Origin of the sequence: Bradyrhizobium lupini, assembly GCF_040939785.1 — a bacterium.
Classification (GTDB): Bacteria; Pseudomonadota; Alphaproteobacteria; order Rhizobiales; family Xanthobacteraceae; genus Bradyrhizobium; species Bradyrhizobium canariense_D.
In genome coordinates this window covers 1,151,562-1,172,280 of sequence record NZ_CP162553.1, presented here as the reverse complement: position 1 = coordinate 1,172,280, position 20,719 = coordinate 1,151,562, and the positions used below count along the sequence as shown (strand labels likewise).

Sequence of the window (20,719 nt, the reverse complement as noted above, 5' to 3'; positions counted from 1 at the left end):
CAAGCCCTATCTTGGCGCGCGCCTGAAAATTTGCGGAGTTCCTTTAGGGACGGCGGGTTCACGAAAACGTCGCGCACAACGAAAACGCCCGGCCGCGAGGCCGGGCGTTTTGCGCGAGAAGCGCTTTTGGAGCGCGTCAGACGGTCGATTGCGCGACCACGACCTTGCGCCAGGGCTTGAGCACCGCGATCGCCAGCGCCGAGGCCAGGATGTTGGCGCCGGCTGCGATGATGAACACGTTGTCCCAACTGCCCGACGACTGCTGCATGTAGTTGCCGATCGGGACCAGCAGCGCGGCCGTACCCTTCGCGGTGTAGAGCAGGCCGGCATTGGTGGTCGCGAACTTGGCGCCGAACGTGTCGGTGCAGGTCGAGGGGAACAGCGAGTAGATCTCACCCCAGGCGAAGAACACGAAGCCCGAGAGCAGCACGAACCAGAGCGGATTGTGGCCCCAGAGGTAGAGCATCCAGATGCCGATACCTTCCATGCCGAAGGCGATGAACATCGTGTTCTCGCGGCCGATCATGTCGGAGATCCAGCCGAAGAACGGACGCGTCAGGCCGTTGAGCACGCGGTCGATCGTGGCCGCGAAGGTCACCGCGGTCATCGTCACCGCCATCAGCGTGACCGGCACGTTGTCGATCTTCCAGTCCGCCGCGATCGGCTTCAGGTTCGCCGTCACCATCAGGCCGCCGGCGCCGACGATCACGAACATGAAGTACATCAGCCAGAAGATCGGCTGACGCAGCACCTCGGTCGGCTGGTAGTTGCGCCGGGTCTGCTGCAGATTGGCGTTCACGACCGCGTTCGGCACCTGACCTGCTTTCGGCGCGAGCAGGAAGAAGGCGAGGATGCAGATGATAATGCCTTGTCCGAGGCCGAAATAAAGGAAGGTGGTCTGGAAACCGCTGTCCTTGATCATGGCCTGGATCGGCGCGACGGTCAGCGCGGAGCCCGCACCGAAACCAGCGGCCGTGATGCCCGCGGCAAGACCGCGCTTGTCCGGAAACCACTTCAGCGCGTTACCGACGCAGGTGCCGTAGACGCCGCCGGCGCCGATGCCTGCGATGATCATGCCGAGATAGTAGCCGTTGAGCGTGGTCGCCTCCGCGTTGATCGCCCAGCCGGCGGCACAGAGCACGCCGCCGACCAGCACCACGATGCGCGGACCGTATTTGTCGACGAACCATCCTTCGATCGGCACGAGCCAGGTCTCGAACAGCACGAACAGCGTAAAGGCCCATTGGATCGACGCACGATCCCAGCCGAACTTCTTCTGGATGTCGGGGACGAAGAACGTCCAGCCGTATTGATAGTTGGCGATCATCACCATCGCCGCGACACCGACCGCCAATTGCGTCCAGCGATACGTGTCGCTAACGCGCGCGGCTGTCGGGGCGGTTGCTTGCACCATGTCCGTCATAAAGCCTCCCGTGGCGCCTCTCATTTTTCTGCGAGCGCTGGAACGGCATTCTTGTATGCATTATGCCAAGCTTCAAGCGCTGGTCCGGTCACCGTGCGCAAATGCCGCAGGACCTTGCCCGGTTGCGGCTGTGACTCAGGACAGCACAAGTAGAAATGGCCCCGTGATCCGGGGCCATTCATCAAAAGTAGTATGCGGACTGATCTAAAACCGTCTCCCGCTGCGCGCGCAGGCGCGGGCGGCTGTCCGGCCTACAGGCCAAAGCGCGGCAGGTCGCCGTTGTGATTCGAGATCTCGGCGCTCGCCATCAGGAGGCGGTCGATCGTTGCCATCAGGCGGGCGAACAGCGAGGAGGAGGGCGCGAGAGCGACGGAAGCGGTCTTGGACATCGGAAATCCCTTTCTCGAGACGGTCAGTAGTGCTGTCTCAGTTCGAAAGGGAATTTATGTATACCAGATGCCAATGTCTATGCATGCCATTGCATAGCAGCATTTAGCTCTTCGCATTGCAGCATAATAATCCGTTAAATGGGCCGATTTGAGCGGGATATGCCAAAGCCGGCCGAAACTGAACCATTTGACCGTCGATATCCAAAAACGGAGCCTTGGCAGCGGCACATGAAGCCGTTAGTGGTCTGCCCCCTCCAATCATCTGTCAGAGTGGTTCATGTCGAGCGCCTCGCCCGTCGTCTCGATCGGCATCGATTTTGGGACCAGCAATACGGTCGTGGCCCTTGCGGCGGACGACCGCCGGGTCGAGGCCATCCGCTTCGACCATGGCGGACAGCGCCACAGCGTCTTCGTGTCGGCGCTGTGTTTCTGGGAAGACCGGCCGGGAGCCGGCGCCCAGGCTGAAGGCGGCCCGTGGGCGATCGAGCAGTTCCTGGAAGGACGCCATGTCTACCGCTTCCTCCAGTCGTTCAAGACCTTTGCCGCAAGCTCCAGCTTCAACACCACCCAGGTGTTCCGGCAGCGCTACAAGTTTGAGGATATTTTGGCGGCGTTCCTGCGGACGCTGGCGCGGCATGGCGGCGGTAAATTCGGCTTCGAGACGTCCACCATTACAGTCGGTCGCCCCGTCCGCTTCGCCGGGGGCAATCCCGACGAAGCGCTGGCGATGCAGCGCTACCGGGCCGCGTTCGAGCGCCTCGGCGCCGGCCACGCCCGCTATGTCTACGAACCCGTGGGCGCGGCGTTCTCCTTCGCCCGCCGGCTGGAACGCGATGCGACCGTGCTGGTTGCGGATTTCGGCGGCGGCACCAGCGATTTCTCGGTGATGCGGTTCTCGCGTGCCGGCGGCGCCTTGCGCGCCGAACCGCTCGGCCATGCCGGCATCGGGATTGCGGGCGACACCTTCGATTACCGCATCGTCGATCACGTCGTCTCGCCGCGGCTGGGCAAGGGCTCGAGCTTCCGCTCGTTCGACAAGGTGCTGCCGATCCCCACCGGCCACTACACCAATCTCGCGCGCTGGCATCAGCTCGCGATGATGAAGAGCAACGGCGACTTGCGCGAACTCCGGGAGCTTGCGCGCACCGCAGTGAAGCCGGCTCTGCTCGAGGATTTCATCACCATCGTCGATCTCGACCTCGGCTTTTCGCTGTACCGCGCGGTGTCCGACGCCAAGGTCGCGCTGTCGGCCCAGGATCAGGTGGAGTTCCGCTTCAAAGGAGGCGGGGTCGACATCGGCTCGACTATCACGCGGAAGAATTTCGAAGCCTGGATTGCCGACGACATCGCGAGGCTCGGGGCCACCGTCGACAAGGTGCTGGGCGAAGCCGGCATCACCGCGCGCGAGGTCGAGAAGGTGTTTTTGACCGGCGGCACGTCTTTCGTGCCGGCCGTTCGAAAACTGTTCGCCGAGCGGTTCGGCAACGAACGGCTGATGTCGGGCGATCAGTTCGAGTCGATTGCGTACGGCCTTGCTTTGATCGGACACAGCCCGGACCCGGACCGCTGGACCGCAAGCGGCGGGCTCCAGTCGAGGGCGGGCGCGTAGCCTACGGTCACGCGGCCGCCCCTAAGTCGCGTCCGATCGCTATTGCTTGATCTCAGGCTCGACGAGCTTCGCCAGATTGCGCAGCGATTCCTGCCAGCCGAGATAACAAGCCTCCGGCGGGATGACGTCGGGGATGCCGGCCTGCGTGATATCCAGCTCGGTGCCGACGGATACTTTCTTCAGGATCACGGTGACCTGGATCTCGCCCGGCAGATTGGGGTCGTCGAACCTGTCGGTGTAACGGAGACGTTCGCCGGGGACGAGCTCGAGATATTCGCCGCCGAAGGCGTGGCTGTTGCCCGTCGTGAAGTTACGGAACGACATCTTGAACGTGCCCCTGACCTTCGGCTCGAAATGATGGACGGTGCAGGTGAAGCCATTCGGCGGAAGCCATTTTGCCAACGCATCCGCCTCCAGGAAGGCGCGATAGACTTTCTCCGGGCTGGTCGTGAGAACGCGGTGCAGGCGGACAGTGCTGGGCATGATCATTCTTCCTCATGAATCGCCGGGCTCGACGTGGGCGTCTACTGCCCGTTCATGTCCAGATGACGAAGGAGATGCTGCCGATCCGACGCGGCGTCTCGATTTTTTTGATGGATCCACGCATGGGGCGCTCGGCAGCCTTCGAGAGCAGCTCGCCGGGGGCGAAAGATGAGCGCTGAATAGCGCGCGTCCTGCACCTACCGCCGGGCTCCCGAGCCGTTAAATTCCGTCAAGCCTTGCAAATGGCGAGGATGAGGTATACGTTGAGGCTGTTCGTTCAGCCGCTGTGCCTTGTTGAATGCGCCCGCGGGCTCCTTTTCCATAGACATCGACGAATAGAATTTGTTCTGCGTGACGATCACGCGGAACCTGCGCGTATGCGCTTTGGAGAAGAAAATGACGACAGGTACTGTAAAGTGGTTTAACGGCCAGAAGGGCTTTGGATTCATTCAGCCGAACGACGGCGGCAACGATGTGTTCGTTCACATCAGCGCGGTCGAGCGGGCTGGTCTTGCAGGTCTCGCTGAAGGCCAAAAGGTCAACTTCGAACTCAAGACCGACAAGATGCGGGGCAAGGTCAGCGCTGAGAATCTTTCGCTGGCCTAAAGCCTTGGTGCCGTTTCACGGATGTACTGAAACGGCCATGCCACCCGCTCGATCCCAGGATTGAGCGGGTTTTTGTCCGTTGCAGAGCAGGGTGAATAATGAGCGCCAAGAGACCGGCCGAACCGTCACCCGAAAGCATCGCGCGTTCTAACCGTCAGCGTTTGGCCGCTGAGGAAGGCGCGCGGGCGATGGTGGACGTTGGAAAGCAAGCCGTCGATGTTCGCAAGAACATGGCGCGGCTTCGAGAGCTGCGCCAGGCCAAGGAAGCGGCAGACGCCGCCCTTCAGGCGTCGCTGCCGCCGTCCGTCCCGACGAAGCGCAAGAAGAAGGTGACGCCATAACTGGCTTCCATTGCGCCGAGGACAATTTGGAGAGGGCCGATCACATGCCAAAGAGTGCGGGTCGTGCCTAGAATAAAGTCGGATGGCGGTGGCACCATCACCTTCTTTCTCGCGCTTGGCGCGGGACGACAGATGTGCCGTCTTGCGACGACGTTCCTGACGCAGAAGCAGGCTTTCAGTTATCTTCGCAAGAACCGGACCGAGTTCGAGCGCATGGCGCGGGCGCAGCTCGCTTCTGGTGCAGTCGAAGACGGAATCGTCGTGCTCTCGATGCTGTAGACCAGGCGGATTTCGGCGCCCCGCCTTTAGCGGAATTCGCGGTCGGAGTCTGGGATCGTCGTGCCTATTCGAGCCGCTTCCCGGCTTCGCCTCCCGGGCCAATCGCTCCGCTTTCAGCCGTTCGCGATTCTCGTTGAAGGAGTTCTGGTCCTTCGCATAGTCATTGATCGGCTTCTGCGTTGTCGCAGGCTTGAACGCCTTGTTGGCTTCACGCTTGGCGCGATCAGAGGATTGATCTTTCGACATTTAAGCCCTCAATTTGATCAACGAGCGTGGTCCTGGCGAGTGCCGGACGCGACGCCACCCGTGCCCGAACTGAAAGGCCGACTTGCCATCCTCGGAAGCGAAGGCGACCAGTTCTTCAGCGTGGGGCAGGGTCTTTGCGAGGCGTGCTGCACTCGCCGTGGAGATGGCATGCTGGCATTTCCGGCATGCTCGCATTTCCGGGAGCACACCGGTCGAGGGAGCAACGGCCGGCCACCGCATCTGTTCCTCGCGAACCAATCTTTAATCCAGCCTTGGCGGCGCGGCAAGCGCGCCGATCGTGCGATGCAGCCTTTGCGCGCCAACAAAAAGGCCGCCGAAGCCGGCGGCCTTTCGCGTCGTGAGATAAGCCCGCTTATTCGGCGGCCTGCTTCTGCGGCGGATCGAGCGCGCCGGACTTGTGGATATCGGCGACCTGATGGTCCGAGAAGCCCAGCACGGTGCGCAGGATCTCGTCGGTGTGCTCGCCGAGCAGCGGGGATCGCTCCACCTCGCTCGGGGAGTCCGACAGCTTGATCGGGTTGCCGACGGAGATGTACTTGCCGCGGGTGGGGTGGTCGACCTCGACCACGGTGCCGGTCGCGCGCAGCGACTGGTCCTCGGCGATCTCCTTCATCGACAGGATCGGGCCGCAGGGAATGTCGTCCTTGTTGAGGATTTCCATCGCCTCGAACTTCGTCTTCGTCATCGTCCATTGTTCGATGCGGCCGAAGATCTCATTCAGGCGCGGCAGGCGGACGGCCGGCTTGGCGTAGTTCGGATCGGTCTTCCAGGAGGGCTCACCGATCACGTCGCAGATCTTCTCCCAGACCGGGGCCTGGGTGATGAAGTAGATATAGGCGTTGGGATCGGTCTCCCAGCCCTTGCACTTCAGGATGCGGCCGGGCTGGCCGCCGCCGGAATCGTTGCCGGCACGCGGCACGGCATCGCCGAACGGAATGCCTTCGCCGAACTGGCTGTATTCCTTGAGCGGACCATGGGCGAGGCGCTGCTGGTCGCGCAGCTTGACGCGCGCGAGATTGAGCACGCCGTCCTGCATCGCGGCGGTGACGCGCTGGCCCTTGCCGGAATGGGTGCGCTGATAGAGTGCGGTGACGATGCCGAGCGCCAGATGCAGACCGGTGCCGCTGTCGCCGATCTGCGCGCCGGTCACGAGGGGCAAGCCGTCGCGGAAGCCCGTGGTGGAGGCGGCGCCGCCGGTGCACTGGGCGACGTTCTCATAAACCTTGCAGTCCTCGTATGGTCCGGGACCAAAGCCCTTAATAGAGGCGACGATCATCTTCGGGTTGATCGCCTGGATCTTCTCCCAGGGGAAGCCCATGCGGTCGAGCACGCCGGGGCCGAAATTCTCGACCAGCACGTCGCACTTCTTGATGAGCTCGGTGAGGACTTCCTTGCCCTTGGGGTTCTTGGTGTCGAGCGTGATCGAGCGCTTGTTGTGGTTGAGCATGGTGAAATACAGGCTGTCCACATTCGGGATGTCCTGCAGCTGGCCGCGGGTGATGTCACCCACGCCCGGGCGCTCCACCTTGATCACGTCGGCGCCGAACCATGCGAGCAACTGCGTGCAGGTCGGCCCGGACTGGACGTGGGTGAAGTCGAGAATGCGAACGCCCTCGAGCGCTTTTGTCATCGTGTTGCTCCGTACTCTGATCTACCCCTGCACCCGCAGGGACCTTGTGGGTTGAAGGGGATGCTTACTTCTTCTTCTGCAGAACGCTCTGCGGATTGAGATTGCCGATGCGGCCGCTCTCGGAACCGGCGGCCGGATCGATCACGGCGTTGATGAGCGTCGGCTTGCCCGAAGCCATGGCTTCGTTGACGGCGCGCTTGAGCTCGTCCGGCGAAGTCGCGTTGACGCCGACGCCGCCGAAGGCCTCCATCATCTTGTCGTAGCGGGCGCCCTTGACGAACACCGTCGTCGCCGGATCGGCGTTGGCGCCGTTGACGTCGGTGCCGCGATAGATGCCGTCATTGTTGAAGATGACGACGCAGATCGGCAAATTGTAGCGGCAGATGGTCTCCACTTCCATGCCGGAGAAGCCGAACGCCGAGTCGCCTTCGACCGCGAGCACGGGATGGCCAGTCTCGAGAGCCGCCGCGATTGCCTGGCCCATGCCGATGCCCATCACGCCCCAGGTGCCGACGTCGAGACGCTTGCGTGGGCGATACATGTCGATGACACCGCGGGCGAGGTCGAGCGTGTTGGCGCCCTCGTTGACGAGGATCGCCTCGGGATGATCCTTGATGACGTTCTTCAGCACGCCGAGCGCGCCGTGATAGTCCATCGGCGATTTGTTGTTCATGAGCTTCGGCGCCATCTTGGCGACGTTCTCTTCGCGCTTGGTCGAAATCGCCTTGGTCCATTCGGCGGGCGGGGCGGTCCAGCCCGAAGCCATCGCCTGATTGAAGGCGGAGACGACCGAGCCGATGTCGCCGACGACCGGCGCGACGATCTCGACGTTGGAGTCCATTTCCCTGGGTTCGATGTCGACCTGGATGAACTTCTTGGGCGCTTCGCCCCAGTTCTTGCCCTTACCGTGCGAGAGCAGCCAGTTCAGCCGGGCGCCGATCAGCAGCACGACGTCGGATTCCTTCAGCACCGTCGAGCGGGCGGCGCCTGCGCACTGCGGATGGGTGTCGGAGAGGAGGCCCTTGGCCATGCTCATCGGCAGGAAGGGAATGCCGCTCTTCTCGACGAAGGTTTTGATCTCCTCGTCGGCCTGCGCGTAGGCCGCGCCCTTGCCGAGGATGATGAGGGGCGCTTTGCGCTCTTCAGAACATCAAGCGCGCGCTTGATCGAAGCGGGCGAGGGGATCTGCGCGGGAGCCGCGTCGATTACCTTGACCAGCGACTTCTGGCCGGCATCGGCGTTCATCACCTGGCCGAACAGCTTTGCCGGCAGGTCGAGATAGACGCCGCCCGGACGGCCGGAGACGGCGGCACGGATGGCACGGGCAAGACCAATGCCGATGTCCTGGGCGTGCAGCACACGGTAGGCTGCCTTGCACAGCGGCTTGGCGATCGCGAGCTGGTCCATCTCTTCATAGTCGCCCTGCTGGAGGTCGACGATCTCGCGCTCGGAGGAGCCCGAGATCAGGATCATCGGGTAGCAGTTGGTGGTGGCGTGGGCGAGCGCGGTGAGACCGTTGAGGAAGCCGGGCGCGGAGACGGTGAGGCAGATGCCGGGCTTCTTGGTGAGGTAGCCGGCGATGCCCGCCGCATAACCGGCGTTCTGCTCGTGGCGGAACGAAATCATGCGAATACCGGCCGCCTGCGCCATGCGGCCCAAATCCGTGATCGGGATGCCCGGCACATTATAGATGGTGTTGATGCCGTTCAGCTTGAGCGCGTCAATGACGAGATGAAAACCATCCGTCAATTCCTGCTCGGTGCCCGGTGCTTCGGACTTGGTCGCGGTATTCAGCATGGGCCTTGTCTCCTGGTCTCAAGATGCCGTTTCAGGCTTTTGGGGGCGATGCCTCGCCCTTTGGTGAACGTTGCCGGCTAGAAGAGTTCCTGACCATGCGCTTCGACGTAAGCGGCAAGGCCAAGGGTGTGATCGCGGGCGCGCTTCTCGGCGAGCTCGGTATCGCGCGCCTCCAGGGCTTCGATCATGCCGAGATGCTCGGGAAGCGACGTCGCGGTGCGGTCCTTGCGTCCGATGGTCAATTGCCGATAGCCACGCACATGCAGCAGCAAGTCGTTGGTGAGATCGACCAGCACCGGTGATTCCGACAGCGAGATCAGCGCCTGGTGGAAGGCGATGTTGGCGCGCGAATATTCCTCGACGTGATCCTCGGGCAGGCGATCCTTGCCAAATTCCTTGAAGTAGTCGCGCAGCGCCGTGATGTCTTTCTTGCGCGCTGTGGCGGTGATGAGGCGAGCCGCCATGCTCTCCAGCGCCGCCCAGGCGCGGATCATGTCGACGATCTCGCTCTTGGTCCTTCGGACCACCATGATGCCGCGGCGAGGAACCGTCTTCACGAAACCGTCTTGCTCTAGCATCGCGATGGCTTCGCGGATCGGCGTGCGGCTCACGCCGAGGCGCTCGGACAACGCGCGCTCGTCGAGCATGACGGGTTCGGGCGTCGAGTAGATGTCCATCTTGAGGATGGCTTCCTTCAAGGCGTCATACGCCTTGTTCTTGAAGCTCGACTCCGGGGCAATACGAACGATTGCGATATCTGCCTCGGCCATGTTCGGCAACGCCTTGGTTGGTTTCCGCAGTGACACGACGAATCTCCTCCAGTGGGAGTCGTCTTTTACAGGATTATTAACGGGAAAGTTTTTGGCATACCAAATACCAGAATGTCAAGCTGCCTATTTTTTGCAGCGTTCTAAGGTGCGCTGCAGCTTGACAAGTTGGCTTCTGGCATACCAAATGCCATCGCCAGCCATTTTTGATCCAAGCCGGCGGAGTAATCTCGGCTTTATGCCACTCCGTTCCGCGACATGGAACAGAGCGCGGCGAATGGAAAGCATCACGGGCAGCCGCAACGCGCGCGCGCTTTGAGAACGCAAGAACCAAGGTCAAGGGAGAGCCACATGTCCAATTCCAAAGATGCCGTCCGCAAGGTGCTTGACCAGGTCAAGGCGGACAAGCGCACCAGCCTGACCGCGCCGGAAGGCAAGCTGGTCTGCGACGCCTACGGCATTGCGGTGCCGAAGGAGGGGGTGGCGAAATCGGCCGGCGAGGCCGGCAAGATGGCCGCCTCGATGGGCTTCCCGGTGGTGATGAAGATCGTCTCGCCGGACATTCTTCACAAGACCGAAGCCGGCGGCGTCATCGTTGGCCTCAAATCGGCAGAAGACGCCGAGAAGGCCTACGAGACCATTCTCGGCAACGCCAGGAAGTACAAGTCTGATGCCAAGATCGAGGGTGTCCAGGTGCAGCAGATGCTGGCCGGCGGCACCGAAGTGATCGTCGGGTCGATCACCGACGCCTCGTTCGGCAAGCTGGTTGCCTTCGGTCTCGGCGGCGTGCTGGTCGAAGTCCTGAAGGACATCACCTTCCGCCTCGCGCCCGCGACAAAGCAAGATGCGCTGTCGATGCTCGACGGCATCCAGGCGCATGAAATTTTGAAGGGCGTTCGCGGCGGCGAGCCGGTGAACCGCACGGCGCTCGCCGATGTCATCGTCAAGGTCTCGCAGCTCGTCACCGATTTCCCCGAGATCGTCGAGCTCGATCTCAACCCGGTGTTCGCGACGGCCAAGGACGCGATCGCGGCCGACGTCCGCATCGTCGTCGACTTCGCTTACGTGCCCAAGCCGAAGCCGCGCCCGACCGAAGAGATCGTCGCGGCGATGAGCCGCATCATGCAGCCGAAGGCGGTTGCCGTGGTCGGCGCTTCGGCCGAAGACGGCAAGATCGGCAATTCCGTGATGAAGAACCTCATCAACGGCGGCTACAAGGGCGACATCTACCCGATCCATCCCAAGGCCGCCGAGATCCTCGGCTACAAGGCCTACAAGAGCGTCAAGGACGTGCCCGGTGTGATCGACACCGCGGTGTTCGCAATTCCCGCGAAGTTCGTGGCCGCGGCGCTCACCGAATGCGGCGAGAAGAAAATTCCCGGCGCGGTTCTGATTCCGTCGGGCTTCGCGGAAGCCGGCGCGCCGGAGCTCCAGGCCGAGATCGTCGAAGTCGGCAAGAAGTACGACATCCGCCTGATGGGACCGAACATCTACGGCTTCTATTATACGCCTGCCAATCTCTGCGCGACCTTCTGCACCGCCTATGATGTCAAGGGCCACGCGGCACTGTCTTCGCAATCGGGCGGCATCGGCATGGCCATCATCGGCTTCTCCCGTTCGGCCAAGATGGGCGTGTCGGCGATCGTCGGCCTCGGCAACAAGTCCGACATCGACGAGGACGATCTGCTCGCCTTCTTCGAGCAGGATCCGAACACGAACCTGATCGCGCAGCACTGCGAAGACCTCAAGGACGGCCGCGCCTTTGCGGAAGCCGCAAAACGCGTCTCCAAGAAAAAACCGGTCATCGTGCTCAAGGCCGGCCGCACCTCCGCCGGTGCCAAGGCGGCCTCGTCGCACACCGGCGCGCTCGCCGGCAACGACAAGATCTACGAGGATGTCCTGGCCCAGTCCGGCGTGATCCGCGCCCGTAGCTTGCGGCAGCTGCTCGAATTCGCGCGGGGCGTGCCGGTGCTGCCGACGCCGAAGGGCGAGAACGTGCTGATCATTACCGGTGCAGGCGGTTCGGGCGTGCTGTTGTCGGACTCCTGCGTCGACAACGGCTTGTCGCTGATGTCGATGCCGCCGGATCTGGATGCGGCCTTCCGCAAGTTCATCCCGCCGTTTGGCGCGGCCGGAAATCCCGTGGACATCACCGGCGGTGAGCCGCCGATCACCTACGTCAACACCGTAAAACTCGGCCTGACGGACGAGCGCATCCACTCGCTGATCCTCGGCTACTGGCACACCATCGTCACGCCGCCGATGGTGTTCGCCCGCAACATGGTCGAGGTGAAGAAGGAGATGGAGGCCAAGGGCTTCGTGAAGCCGATCGTCGCCTCGCTCGCCGGCGACGTCGAGGTTGAGGAAGCCGCCGAATATCTCTACCAGAACGGCATTCCGGCCTATGCCTACTCGACCGAACTGCCGGTCGAGGTCCTCGGTGCCAAGTACAAATGGGCGCGCGGAGCAGGGCTGCTCTGAGCCGACGATGCCGCTTCACCTCTCCCCGCGCGCGGGGAGAGGTGAGAACAGTCAGGTCGCGATGGGCAGGAACGTGATCCGGCGCAAATCGATCGAGCCCCGATCGCCATCGGCGGCCGATCGCGACGCGCGCGACGGCGGCGTGCAGTCCGTCGATCGCGCGCTGTCGATCCTCGAGACATTGTCCGAAGACGACGAAGGCTATCGCCTCAGCGATCTCGCCGTCCGCACCGGGCTCTCGGCCTCGACCGTGCATCGCCTGCTGGCGACGCTGGAAAGCCGCCGCTTCGTGCAGTTCGACCGCGCCGAATCCAAATGGCATGTCGGCGTGCGCAGCTTCACGGTGGGCGCGAGCTTTGCGCGGCGGCGCAATTTCAGTGCCCAGGCCATTCCTTACTTGCGCAAGCTGCGTGATCTTACCCGCGAGACCGCCAATCTCGCCGTGGTCGACGACGAGTTCATCATCGTGCTGACCCGGATGGAGAGCCGCGAGATCATGCGCTCGCTGACCCAAGTCGGCGGCCGCGTTCCGATGGTGACCTCCGGCGTCGGCAAGGCGGTGCTCGCGACCTATTCCGACGAGGACGTCGGCGCCGTCATCCGCCATCACGGCATGCCACGCCTGACCGAGAAATCGATCGTGCGGCCGAGCGACCTGTTCAAGGAGCTCGAAAAGATCCGCAAGCAAGGCTACGCGCTGGATGATGAAGAGGCCTGCATGGGTCTGCGCTGCGTTGCAGCGGTGGTCTACAACGCCTGCGCCGAGCCGCTTGCTGCGATTTCGGTGTCCGGCATGACCAGCCGGCTGACCGATCAGCGGTTACCGGAAATCGGGCAAATCGTCCGTGATGTTGCCGCCGAACTGACGGCAGCGCTCGGCGGGGCAATTCCGACGCCCCGCTAATCGGAAACCGGGGGTATGTCACTGGACAGTGTCGGCCGTTTTGGCTGATATGCGACCAAACGACACGATGCGGCAAACGTCCGCATGAGCCCGGAGACGTCCCATGTTTCAACTTCCCGCGCGCCTCGTCGGCGCAGCCGTCGCGCTGACCCTTGCGGCAGCCACGCCGGCCTTTGCCCAGCAGCTCGAGCTCAAGCTGATGGCACCTGCGGCGCCGGGCGGTGGTTGGGACCAGACCGCGCGCTCGATGCAGCAGGCGCTGGTCGCTGCCGGCGTCGCACGCAGCGTGCAGGTCACCAACGTTCCCGGCGCAGGCGGCAGTGTCGGCATCGCGCAGTTCGTCAACGGCGCCAAGGGCGACGGCAACCAGCTGATGGTCAACGGCTTCGTCATGGTGGGCGCGCTCGCCATGAACAAATCACCCGTCACGCTCGAGCAGGTGACGCCGATCGCGCGCCTCACCGAGGAAATCCAGGTGATCGTGGTGCCGGCGAATTCTCCGATCAAGACCGCGCAGGATCTGGCCGCAGCGGTGAAGGCCGACATCGCCAAAGTGACCTTCGCCGGGGGCTCGGCCGGTGGCGTCGATCATGTGATGGCAGCATTGTTCGCCGGCGCCGTTGGCGCCGACGCGAAGAAGATCAACTACATCCCGTTCTCGGGCGGCGGCGAGTCGCTCGCCGCCATTCTCGGCGCGAAGGTCACTGCCGGCATTTCCGGCCTCAGCGAATATGATGGGCAGATCAAGTCGGGCAAGCTGCGCGCGATCGGCGTGACCTCGGAGAAACGCATTCCAGGCAGCGACATCCCGACCTTCAAGGAGCAGGGCATCGACCTCGTGATCGCCAACTGGCGTTCGGTGGTCGCGCCTCCCGGAATCACGCCGGAGCAGCGCAAGACGCTGAGCGACGCGGTCGAGAAGATGGTGAAGTCGGACGCCTGGAAAGACATTCTCAAGCAGAAGGGCTGGGAGGATGCCTATCTCGGCGGCGACGCCTTCGCCGACTTCCTGAAGAAAGAAACGGTGCGTGTGACGGACGTGCTGAGATCAGTCGGCCTGGTCAAGTCATGACCTCAGGCGATCCCGTCCAGCCACCGCGGCGCGTCGATCGCGCCGGCGTCGTCATCGCCGCGCTGCTCGCAGGTCTTGCCGCGGTGCTGGTCTGGGATGCGCACGGCCTGCAATCGACCGCGATGTACGGGATGGGGCCGGAAGCCATGCCGGTCGTGATCGCCTCCGGCCTCGCGCTGCTCGCGATCGGCAATCTCGTTGACGCGCTGCGCGGCGGTCTGCCAGCGCGCGAGAGCGCAGATCCCGTGCCTGTGGTCTTGATCCTCGCCGGCCTTGCGCTGCTGATTGCCATCATCGGCTTCGGCGGCGGGTTCATCCTGGCGACGTCGGCGCTGTTCGTCACGACCTCGGCGGCATTTGGGCGCCGGGCTGTCCTCGTCGATTCCGCCATCGCCCTCGTGATGTCGACCCTCATTTACCTCGCGTTCGACCGCCTGTTGACGTTGAGTCTTCCGGCCGGCCCCCTGGAGCGACTGCTGTGATGGAAACTTTCGCGGCGCTGGCCCACGGCATGGCGGTCGCCGTCCAGCCGATGAATCTCCTCTACGCCCTGATCGGCGTATTCCTCGGCACCGCCGTGGGCGTGCTGCCCGGCATCGGCCCGGCGTTGACGGTCGCGCTGCTGCTGCCGGTGACGTACAAGCTCGATCCTGGCGGTTCGCTGATCATGTTTGCCGGCATCTATTACGGCGGCATGTATGGCGGATCGACTACGGCCATCTTGATCAACACGCCCGGCGAGAGCGCCTCGATGGCGACGGCGCTCGAAGGCAACAAGATGGCCAAGGCCGGCCGCGGCGGGCCGGCGCTCGCGACCTCCGCGATCGGCTCCTTCGTCGCCGGCACCATCGCCACCATCGGGCTTGCCTTTCTCGCGCCGTGGTTGGTCGATTTCGCCGTGCGCTTTGGCCCGGAGGATTATTTCGCGCTGATGTGCGTCGCCTTCGTCACGGTGTCGGCGACCTTCGGCGATTCCCCGATCCGCGGCCTGACCAGCCTGTTTATTGGTCTGACATTAGGTCTCGTCGGTATCGACAAGCTGACCGGTCAGGCGCGGCTTGCGTTCGGGGTGCCCGAGCTGCTCGACGGCGTCGAGGTGACGACGCTCGCGGTCGGCCTGTTCGCGGTGGGCGAGGCGCTCTACGTCGCATCGCGCCGCCACCACACCGAAGAGAAGCTCGAGCCGGTGCGCGGCTCGCTGTGGATGACCAAGGAAGACTGGAAGCGATCGTGGAAGCCGTGGTTGCGCGGCACCATGTTCGGCTTCCCAATCGGTGCGCTGCCTGCCGGCGGCGCGGAGATCCCGACTTTCCTGTCCTATTCCTGCGAGAAGCGACTGACCAAATACCCCGAAGAATTCGGCAAGGGCGCGATCGAAGGTGTCGCAGGACCGGAGGCCGCCAACAACGCTTCGGCTGCCGGCACGCTGGTGCCGCTCTTGACGTTGGGATTGCCGACCTCGGCGACGGCCGCGATGATGCTGGCGGGCTTCCAGCAATACGGCCTCAACCCGGGGCCGCTGCTGTTCGCTGAGCGGCCCGACCTCGTGTGGGGCCTGATCGCGAGCCTGTTCATCGCCAATTGCATGCTGCTGGTGCTCAATCTGCCGCTGGTTGGCCTATGGGTGCGGCTGCTGGCGATCCCGCAGCCGTGGCTCTATGCCGGCATCCTCGTGTTCGCGACCATGGGCACCATCGCCGCAAAGCCGTCGGTGGTCGAACTGTCGATGCTGGCCGGCTTCGGCGTGCTCGGCTTTCTGATGCGGCGGTTCGATTTTCCGATCGCGCCCGTCGTGGTCGGCCTGATTCTCGGCCCGATCGCCGAGAGCCAGCTGCGTCGCGCGCTCGCGATCAGTCTCGGCGATCCCATGACGTTGCTCCAGAGCCCGATCTCGGCGACGCTGCTTGCGCTGGCGTTCATCGCGCTGCTGGCACCCTTCGTGCTGAAAGGGATGGGACGCTTCAAGGCGAACGAGGACTAGCCATTCCGCCGCGAGCGTCTTCTAATGTTACGTTCATCTCGTAGGAAAAGTCATGCCGTCAGAGCTCCGTTCGCCCCGTCTCGCTGTCCTGATCGATGCAGACAATGCTTCGGCAAAGATCGCCGATGGGCTGTTCGAGGAGATTGCCAAGATCGGCGAGGCCAGCGTTCGCCGCATCTACGGCGACTTCTCCAATGCCAGGTCGAGGGGCTGGGCCGACATCCTGTCCAAACACGCCATCATCCCGCAGCAGCAGTTCGCCTATACGACGGGGAAGAATGCCTCCGACATCACGCTGGTCATCGACGCAATGGACCTGCTTCACAGCGGCCGGTTCGATGGCTTTTGCCTGGTGTCGTCGGACAGCGATTTCACCCGTCTGGCCGCCCGCATCCGGGAGCAGGGCATCGACGTCTTTGGGTTCGGCGAACAGAAGACGCCGGAGAGCTTCCGGCAGGCCTGTCGAAGGTTCGTCTACACGGAGAACTTGCTTGCCGCCCCAGCGAACACCCAGGACGCCGCCTCGAGATCGACGTCGCTTCAGCCGCTCGATGCCGCAACCCCCATCATCAAGAAGGTCATCACCCAGATGGAGAGCGAGGACGGCTGGGTGACGCTCGGGGAAGTTGGCCGCCAGCTCGCCAATCTCGCGTCCGATTTCGATCCGCGAACGTTTGGCTTCCGCAAGCTGAGTGACCTCGTGCGCAAGACGAATGCGTTCGAGATTGACGAGCAGAACGGGAGGTCGATGCGGATTCGGGTCAAGCCCGCTGCCGCACCGGCCCCGCGACGACGGAACTCGCGCAGACCTGGGAGGCCCGCGGCGGCAGGCGCTTCTCCGCCTAAAGCGTAAGCAGAGCCTGCCGTTATATTTGCGCTTGCCCGGTCGGGCGCAGGGCGTAACCATCGCAGGGCCATAACGCCACGCGAGGGTTCTGATGACCAGACTTGCCCGCTTCGCCGTCGCACCGCTGCATTCGATGACCCGGCGTCTCGCCGATGTGGCCTCGGCGCGTGTCGCGCCGGATCTCGTCGTCACCGGCGCGCGGGTGCTCTCGACCTATTCGGAGCGCATCCATGCGAACCGCGAAATCTGGATCACCGGCGGCCGCATTGCTGCGATGAAGCCGGCCGGCGCTGCGAAGAATGTCTTCGGCGACGTGCCGGTTTACGACGCGGCGGGCGGCATCATCGCGCCGGGGCTGGTCGATCCGCACATCCACATCGAATCCTCGATGGTGACGGCCTGCGCCTATGCCGAGGCCGCCCTGCTCAACGGCACCACCACAATCTTCTGCGACAGCCACGAGATCGGCAACGTCATGGACGTCGTCGGCGTCGAGGCGATGCTGGAGGACGCACGCGAGGCTCCGCTCTCGATCTTCCTGACGGTGCCCTCGACGGTTCCTGCGACTTCGGCCGCACTGGAGACTGCGGGCGGCGATCTGACGCCCGACAAGATCGCCGGCCTGTTCGACCGTTGGCCGGAAGCCGTCGGGCTCGGCGAGAAGATGGATTTCGTGCCTGTCACCATGGGCGATGAGCGAAGCCACGCCATCCTCGCTGCCGCCCTGAAGCGCGGCCGGCCGGTGTCCGGCCATATCTATGGCCGCGACTTCGTTGCGGCCTATGCGGCGAGCGGCATCACCGACACCCATGAGGCGATCGACCGCGACATCGCCGACGATCTGCTCGATGCCGGGGTCTGGGTGTTCCTGCGCGGGGGACCGCCGACCACGCCCTGGCACTCGCTGCCGCAGGCGATCCGGACCATCACCGAGCTCGGCGCCTCGCACAAGCGCACGGCCGTGTGCACCGACGATCGCGACGCCGACGATCTCCTGCTGTTCGGTCTCGACTGGGTGGTGCGCGAAGCCGTGAAAGCAGGGATGTCGCCGGAGCAGGCCTGGTCGATGGGCTCGCTGCATGGCGCGACGCGCTTCAACATGGACAGCGATATCGGCGGGCTCGGCGGCGGGCGCCGCGCCGATCTGGTGCTGATGGACGACAATCTGAAGCCGCAATGCACCTGGTATGGCGGCGAACTCGTGGTCGAAAACCGAAAAATCACGCCGAAGCTCGAGCAGGCGCTGTCGCAGCGCTATCAATATCCGCAGGCGGCCTATGCGACGGTGAAGCTGCCCGAGAAGGTCAAGCTGACGCCGGAGCTGCCGGCGAAGGCCTGCACTGTCAACGCGATCAAGACCGCGTTGCCCGGCATCACGCTGATCCATGAGAAGATCGCGATCGAGCCCGCAAAGGACTGGCCCTCACTGTTCGCCCGCTACGGCCTATGCTTCGTCACGGTGGTCGAACGCCACGGCAAGTCGGCCGGCAATGTCGCCTACGGCCTGTTGAAGGACTTTGGACTGAAGCGCGGCGCGGTCGCCTCCAGCGTCGGGCACGACAGCCACAACATCATCGTTGCCGGCACCAACGAGGCCGATATGCAGGTCGCGGTCGCCGCCATCAAGGAGCAACAGGGCGCCGTCTGCCTCGTCGCCGAGGGCAAGGTGAGGGCGCTAGTGCCGCTGCCGATCGCTGGGCTCTTGTCCGACAAGCGCGTCACGGAGGTGGCGGAAGAGGTCAAGGCGCTGAAGAAGGAATGGGCGGAGGCCGGCTGCACCATCCCCTACATGGGTTTCAATCTGATTCCGCTATCGGTCATTCCGGAAATTCGTATCACCGACAAGGGCCTCGTGCTGGTGCCGCAGATGCAGCTGGCGCCGCTGTTCGAGTGATCGCTTTCACGGATATCTCGATCTAACCGATTGAGACCGCCACGTTTTTCCCGCGGCTGCCGCATCGTGGAAAATAAAATCGATCTCGTTGAGTGAAGCCCTCGCGGGCCCGATGATCTCGCTCGAGCCAATGCAACTCAAGCGAGGTCCGATATGGCGAAGATGCGAGCCATCGATGCTGCCGTGCGAATTCTGGAGAAGGAGGGCATCTCGACTGCCTTCGGCGTTCCCGGGGCCGCGATCAATCCGCTTTACTCGGCGCTGAAGAAGCGCGGCTCGATCCGCCATATCCTGGCGCGCCATGTCGAGGGTGCCTCGCACATGGCCGAGGGCTATACGCGGGCCAAGGCCGGCAATATCGGCGTCTGCATCGGCACCTCGGGGCCGGCCGGGACCGACATGATCACCGGGCTCTATTCCGCGATCGCTGATTCCATCCCGATCCTCTGCATCACCGGGCAGGCGCCGCGCGCGCGGCTCTACAAGGAGGATTTCCAAGCCGTCGACATCGAGTCGATCGCAAAGCCCGTGACCAAATGGGCGGTGACGGTGCGCGAGCCGGCGCTGGTGCCCCGCGTGTTCAGCCAGGCGTTTCACGTGATGCGCTCGGGAAGGCCCGGCCCGGTGCTGATCGACATGCCGCTCGACGTGCAGCTCGCCGAGATCGAGTTCGACGACGAGACCTATGAGCCATTGCCGGTCTACAAGCCGACCGCGACCCGCAAGCAGGTCGAGAAGGCGCTGGAGATGCTCAATGCGGCCGAACGGCCGCTGATCGTCGCGGGCGGCGGCGTGATCAATGCCGACGCCTCGGATCTGCTGGTGGAATTCGCCGAGATTGCCAACGTGCCGGTCGTGCCGACGCTGATGGGCTGGGGGGCCATCCCCGACGACCACGTGCTGATGGCCGGCATGGTCGGTCTTCAGACCAGTCACCGTTACGGCAATGCCACCATGCTCGAATCCGATTTCGTGCTCGGCATCGGCAATCGCTGGGCCAACCGCCACACCGGCTCGGTCGAGACCTACACCAAGGGGCGCACCTTCGTGCATGTCGACATCGAGCCGACGCAGATCGGGCGCGTGTTCAATCCCGATCTCGGCATCGTCTCGGACGCGAAGGCCGCTCTCGAACTCTTCGTCACCGTCGCCAGGGAGTGGCGCCGGTCCGGCAGGTTGCGCGAGCGCCAGGCGTGGCCCGCTGCCTGCCGCGACCGGAAGAAGACAATGTTGCGCAAGAGCCATTTCGATAACGTCCCGATCAAGCCCCAGCGCGTCTACGAGGAGATGACCAAGGCGTTTGGCCGTGACACCTGCTACGTCTCCGTGATCGGCCTGTCGCAGATCGCCGGCGCGCAGTTCCTGGGCGTCTACAAGCCGCGCAACTGGATCAATGCCGGGCAGGCGGGCCCGCTCGGCTGGACGCTACCCGCGGCGCTCGGCGTGCGCGCGGCGTGTCCGGATCGTGATATCGTCGCGCTCTCAGGCGACTACGATTTCCAATTCCTGATCGAGGAGCTCGCAGTTGGGGCGCAATTCAATCTGCCCTACATCCACGTCGTCGTGAACAATTCCTATCTCGGCCTGATCCGCCAAGCCCAGCGCGGCTTCGACATGGACTATCACGTCCAGCTCTCGTTCGAGAACATCAACGCGCCTGAGCTCGGCGGCTACGGTGTCGATCACGTCGCTGTCGCCGAAGGGCTCGGCTGCAAGGCGATCCGCGTCACCGACCCGAAGGACTCGCAGGCGGCGTTCGCGACCGCGCGCGAATGGACGGCCAAGCATCGCGTGCCTGTGATGGTCGAGTTCATCCTCGAACGCGTCACCAACATCGCGATGGGCACCGAGATCGACAACATCGTCGAGTTCGAGGAGGTGCTGGATCTGCCGCTCGACGAGGTCGCGACAGCGAGGCCCGGCGTGCTGCAGCCGGCGGAATAGGGAGA

Annotated in this window: 17 protein-coding genes and 1 pseudogene; 12 read left to right on the top strand and 6 right to left on the bottom strand. The window is 63.6% G+C overall.

Translation table 11 applies throughout. The features are described 5' to 3' along the window. Positions 1-136 precede the first annotated feature (136 nt). Together oxlT and AB3L03_RS05910 are read right to left on the bottom strand one after the other, a co-directional pair. Positions 137-1,423: an oxalate/formate MFS antiporter gene (oxlT, locus tag AB3L03_RS05915; protein ID WP_368508344.1), complete on the bottom strand. Its 1,287-nt coding sequence runs from the start codon at positions 1,421-1,423 to the stop codon at positions 137-139. A gap of 251 nt (positions 1,424-1,674) precedes the next feature. Next, entirely contained in the window at positions 1,675-1,812 is a 138-nt protein-coding gene (locus AB3L03_RS05910; RefSeq protein WP_007593333.1) for a hypothetical protein, read from the bottom strand. A gap of 277 nt (positions 1,813-2,089) precedes the next feature. Between AB3L03_RS05910 and AB3L03_RS05905 the strand changes: the two genes are divergently transcribed. Then, complete coding sequence (locus AB3L03_RS05905) at positions 2,090-3,421, top strand: Hsp70 family protein (protein WP_368508343.1); 1,332 nt, start codon at positions 2,090-2,092, stop codon at positions 3,419-3,421. A gap of 39 nt (positions 3,422-3,460) precedes the next feature. Here the strand turns inward: AB3L03_RS05905 and AB3L03_RS05900 are convergent, their stop codons facing one another. Next, the gene (locus AB3L03_RS05900; protein WP_026233614.1) at positions 3,461-3,904 is read right to left on the bottom strand and encodes an SRPBCC family protein; all 444 of its coding nucleotides are present in this window, start codon (positions 3,902-3,904) and stop codon (positions 3,461-3,463) included. 396 nt (positions 3,905-4,300) lie between these two features. Between AB3L03_RS05900 and AB3L03_RS05895 the strand changes: the two genes are divergently transcribed. The 3 genes from AB3L03_RS05895 to AB3L03_RS05885 all read left to right on the top strand — a co-directional run bounded on the left by AB3L03_RS05895 (position 4,301) and on the right by AB3L03_RS05885 (position 5,130). Next, entirely contained in the window at positions 4,301-4,510 is a 210-nt protein-coding gene (locus AB3L03_RS05895) for a cold-shock protein (RefSeq protein WP_007593324.1), read from the top strand. A 98-nt stretch (positions 4,511-4,608) separates the two neighbouring features. Next, complete coding sequence (locus AB3L03_RS05890; RefSeq protein ID WP_085395520.1) at positions 4,609-4,851, top strand: transcriptional regulator; 243 nt, start codon at positions 4,609-4,611, stop codon at positions 4,849-4,851. Positions 4,852-4,905: 54 nt separating this feature from the next. Continuing rightward, positions 4,906-5,130: a hypothetical protein gene (locus AB3L03_RS05885; protein ID WP_026233616.1), complete on the top strand. Its 225-nt coding sequence runs from the start codon at positions 4,906-4,908 to the stop codon at positions 5,128-5,130. Positions 5,131-5,749: 619 nt separating this feature from the next. Here the strand turns inward: AB3L03_RS05885 and frc are convergent. The 3 genes and pseudogenes from frc to AB3L03_RS05870 all read right to left on the bottom strand — a co-directional run bounded on the left by frc (position 5,750) and on the right by AB3L03_RS05870 (position 9,594). Beyond that, positions 5,750-7,027: a formyl-CoA transferase gene (frc, locus tag AB3L03_RS05880; RefSeq protein ID WP_018458582.1), complete on the bottom strand. Its 1,278-nt coding sequence runs from the start codon at positions 7,025-7,027 to the stop codon at positions 5,750-5,752. A gap of 64 nt (positions 7,028-7,091) precedes the next feature. Next, positions 7,092-8,824, bottom strand: a pseudogene (gene oxc / locus AB3L03_RS05875) (oxalyl-CoA decarboxylase). 77 nt (positions 8,825-8,901) lie between these two features. Further along, positions 8,902-9,594 (bottom strand): GntR family transcriptional regulator, encoded by a 693-nt coding sequence (locus AB3L03_RS05870; protein WP_162496371.1) that lies wholly within the window; start codon positions 9,592-9,594, stop codon positions 8,902-8,904. A gap of 348 nt (positions 9,595-9,942) precedes the next feature. Here AB3L03_RS05870 and AB3L03_RS05865 point away from each other — a divergent pair, with 348 nt between their 5' ends. The 8 genes from AB3L03_RS05865 to gcl all read left to right on the top strand — a co-directional run bounded on the left by AB3L03_RS05865 (position 9,943) and on the right by gcl (position 20,714). After that, on the top strand, positions 9,943-12,072 hold the full coding sequence (locus tag AB3L03_RS05865; RefSeq protein ID WP_204510723.1) for an acetate--CoA ligase family protein: 2,130 nt from the start codon (positions 9,943-9,945) through the stop codon (positions 12,070-12,072). Between the two features lie 61 nt (positions 12,073-12,133). Beyond that, positions 12,134-12,976 carry an IclR family transcriptional regulator gene (locus AB3L03_RS05860; protein WP_204513913.1) on the top strand — a complete coding sequence of 281 codons (843 nt, stop codon included), beginning with the start codon at positions 12,134-12,136 and terminating at the stop codon, positions 12,974-12,976. A gap of 103 nt (positions 12,977-13,079) precedes the next feature. Beyond that, positions 13,080-14,048, top strand: a complete 969-nt coding sequence (locus AB3L03_RS05855) for a tripartite tricarboxylate transporter substrate binding protein (RefSeq protein ID WP_018458586.1) — start codon at positions 13,080-13,082, stop codon at positions 14,046-14,048. Continuing rightward, positions 14,045-14,530, top strand: coding sequence for a tripartite tricarboxylate transporter TctB family protein (locus tag AB3L03_RS05850; protein ID WP_204510725.1), 486 nt, complete (start codon positions 14,045-14,047; stop codon positions 14,528-14,530). Before AB3L03_RS05855 ends, AB3L03_RS05850 begins: the two co-directional genes overlap by 4 nt. Next, entirely contained in the window at positions 14,530-16,029 is a 1,500-nt protein-coding gene (locus AB3L03_RS05845) for a tripartite tricarboxylate transporter permease (protein ID WP_018458588.1), read from the top strand. The genes AB3L03_RS05850 and AB3L03_RS05845 overlap by 1 nt, the downstream gene beginning before the upstream one ends. A 52-nt stretch (positions 16,030-16,081) precedes the next feature. Further along, positions 16,082-16,882, top strand: coding sequence for an NYN domain-containing protein (locus AB3L03_RS05840; RefSeq protein WP_204510726.1), 801 nt, complete (start codon positions 16,082-16,084; stop codon positions 16,880-16,882). A gap of 85 nt (positions 16,883-16,967) precedes the next feature. Beyond that, complete coding sequence (locus tag AB3L03_RS05835; protein ID WP_204510727.1) at positions 16,968-18,770, top strand: adenine deaminase; 1,803 nt, start codon at positions 16,968-16,970, stop codon at positions 18,768-18,770. A 153-nt stretch (positions 18,771-18,923) separates the two neighbouring features. Beyond that, entirely contained in the window at positions 18,924-20,714 is a 1,791-nt protein-coding gene (gcl, locus tag AB3L03_RS05830) for a glyoxylate carboligase (protein ID WP_368508342.1), read from the top strand. Positions 20,715-20,719: the final 5 nt, after the last annotated feature.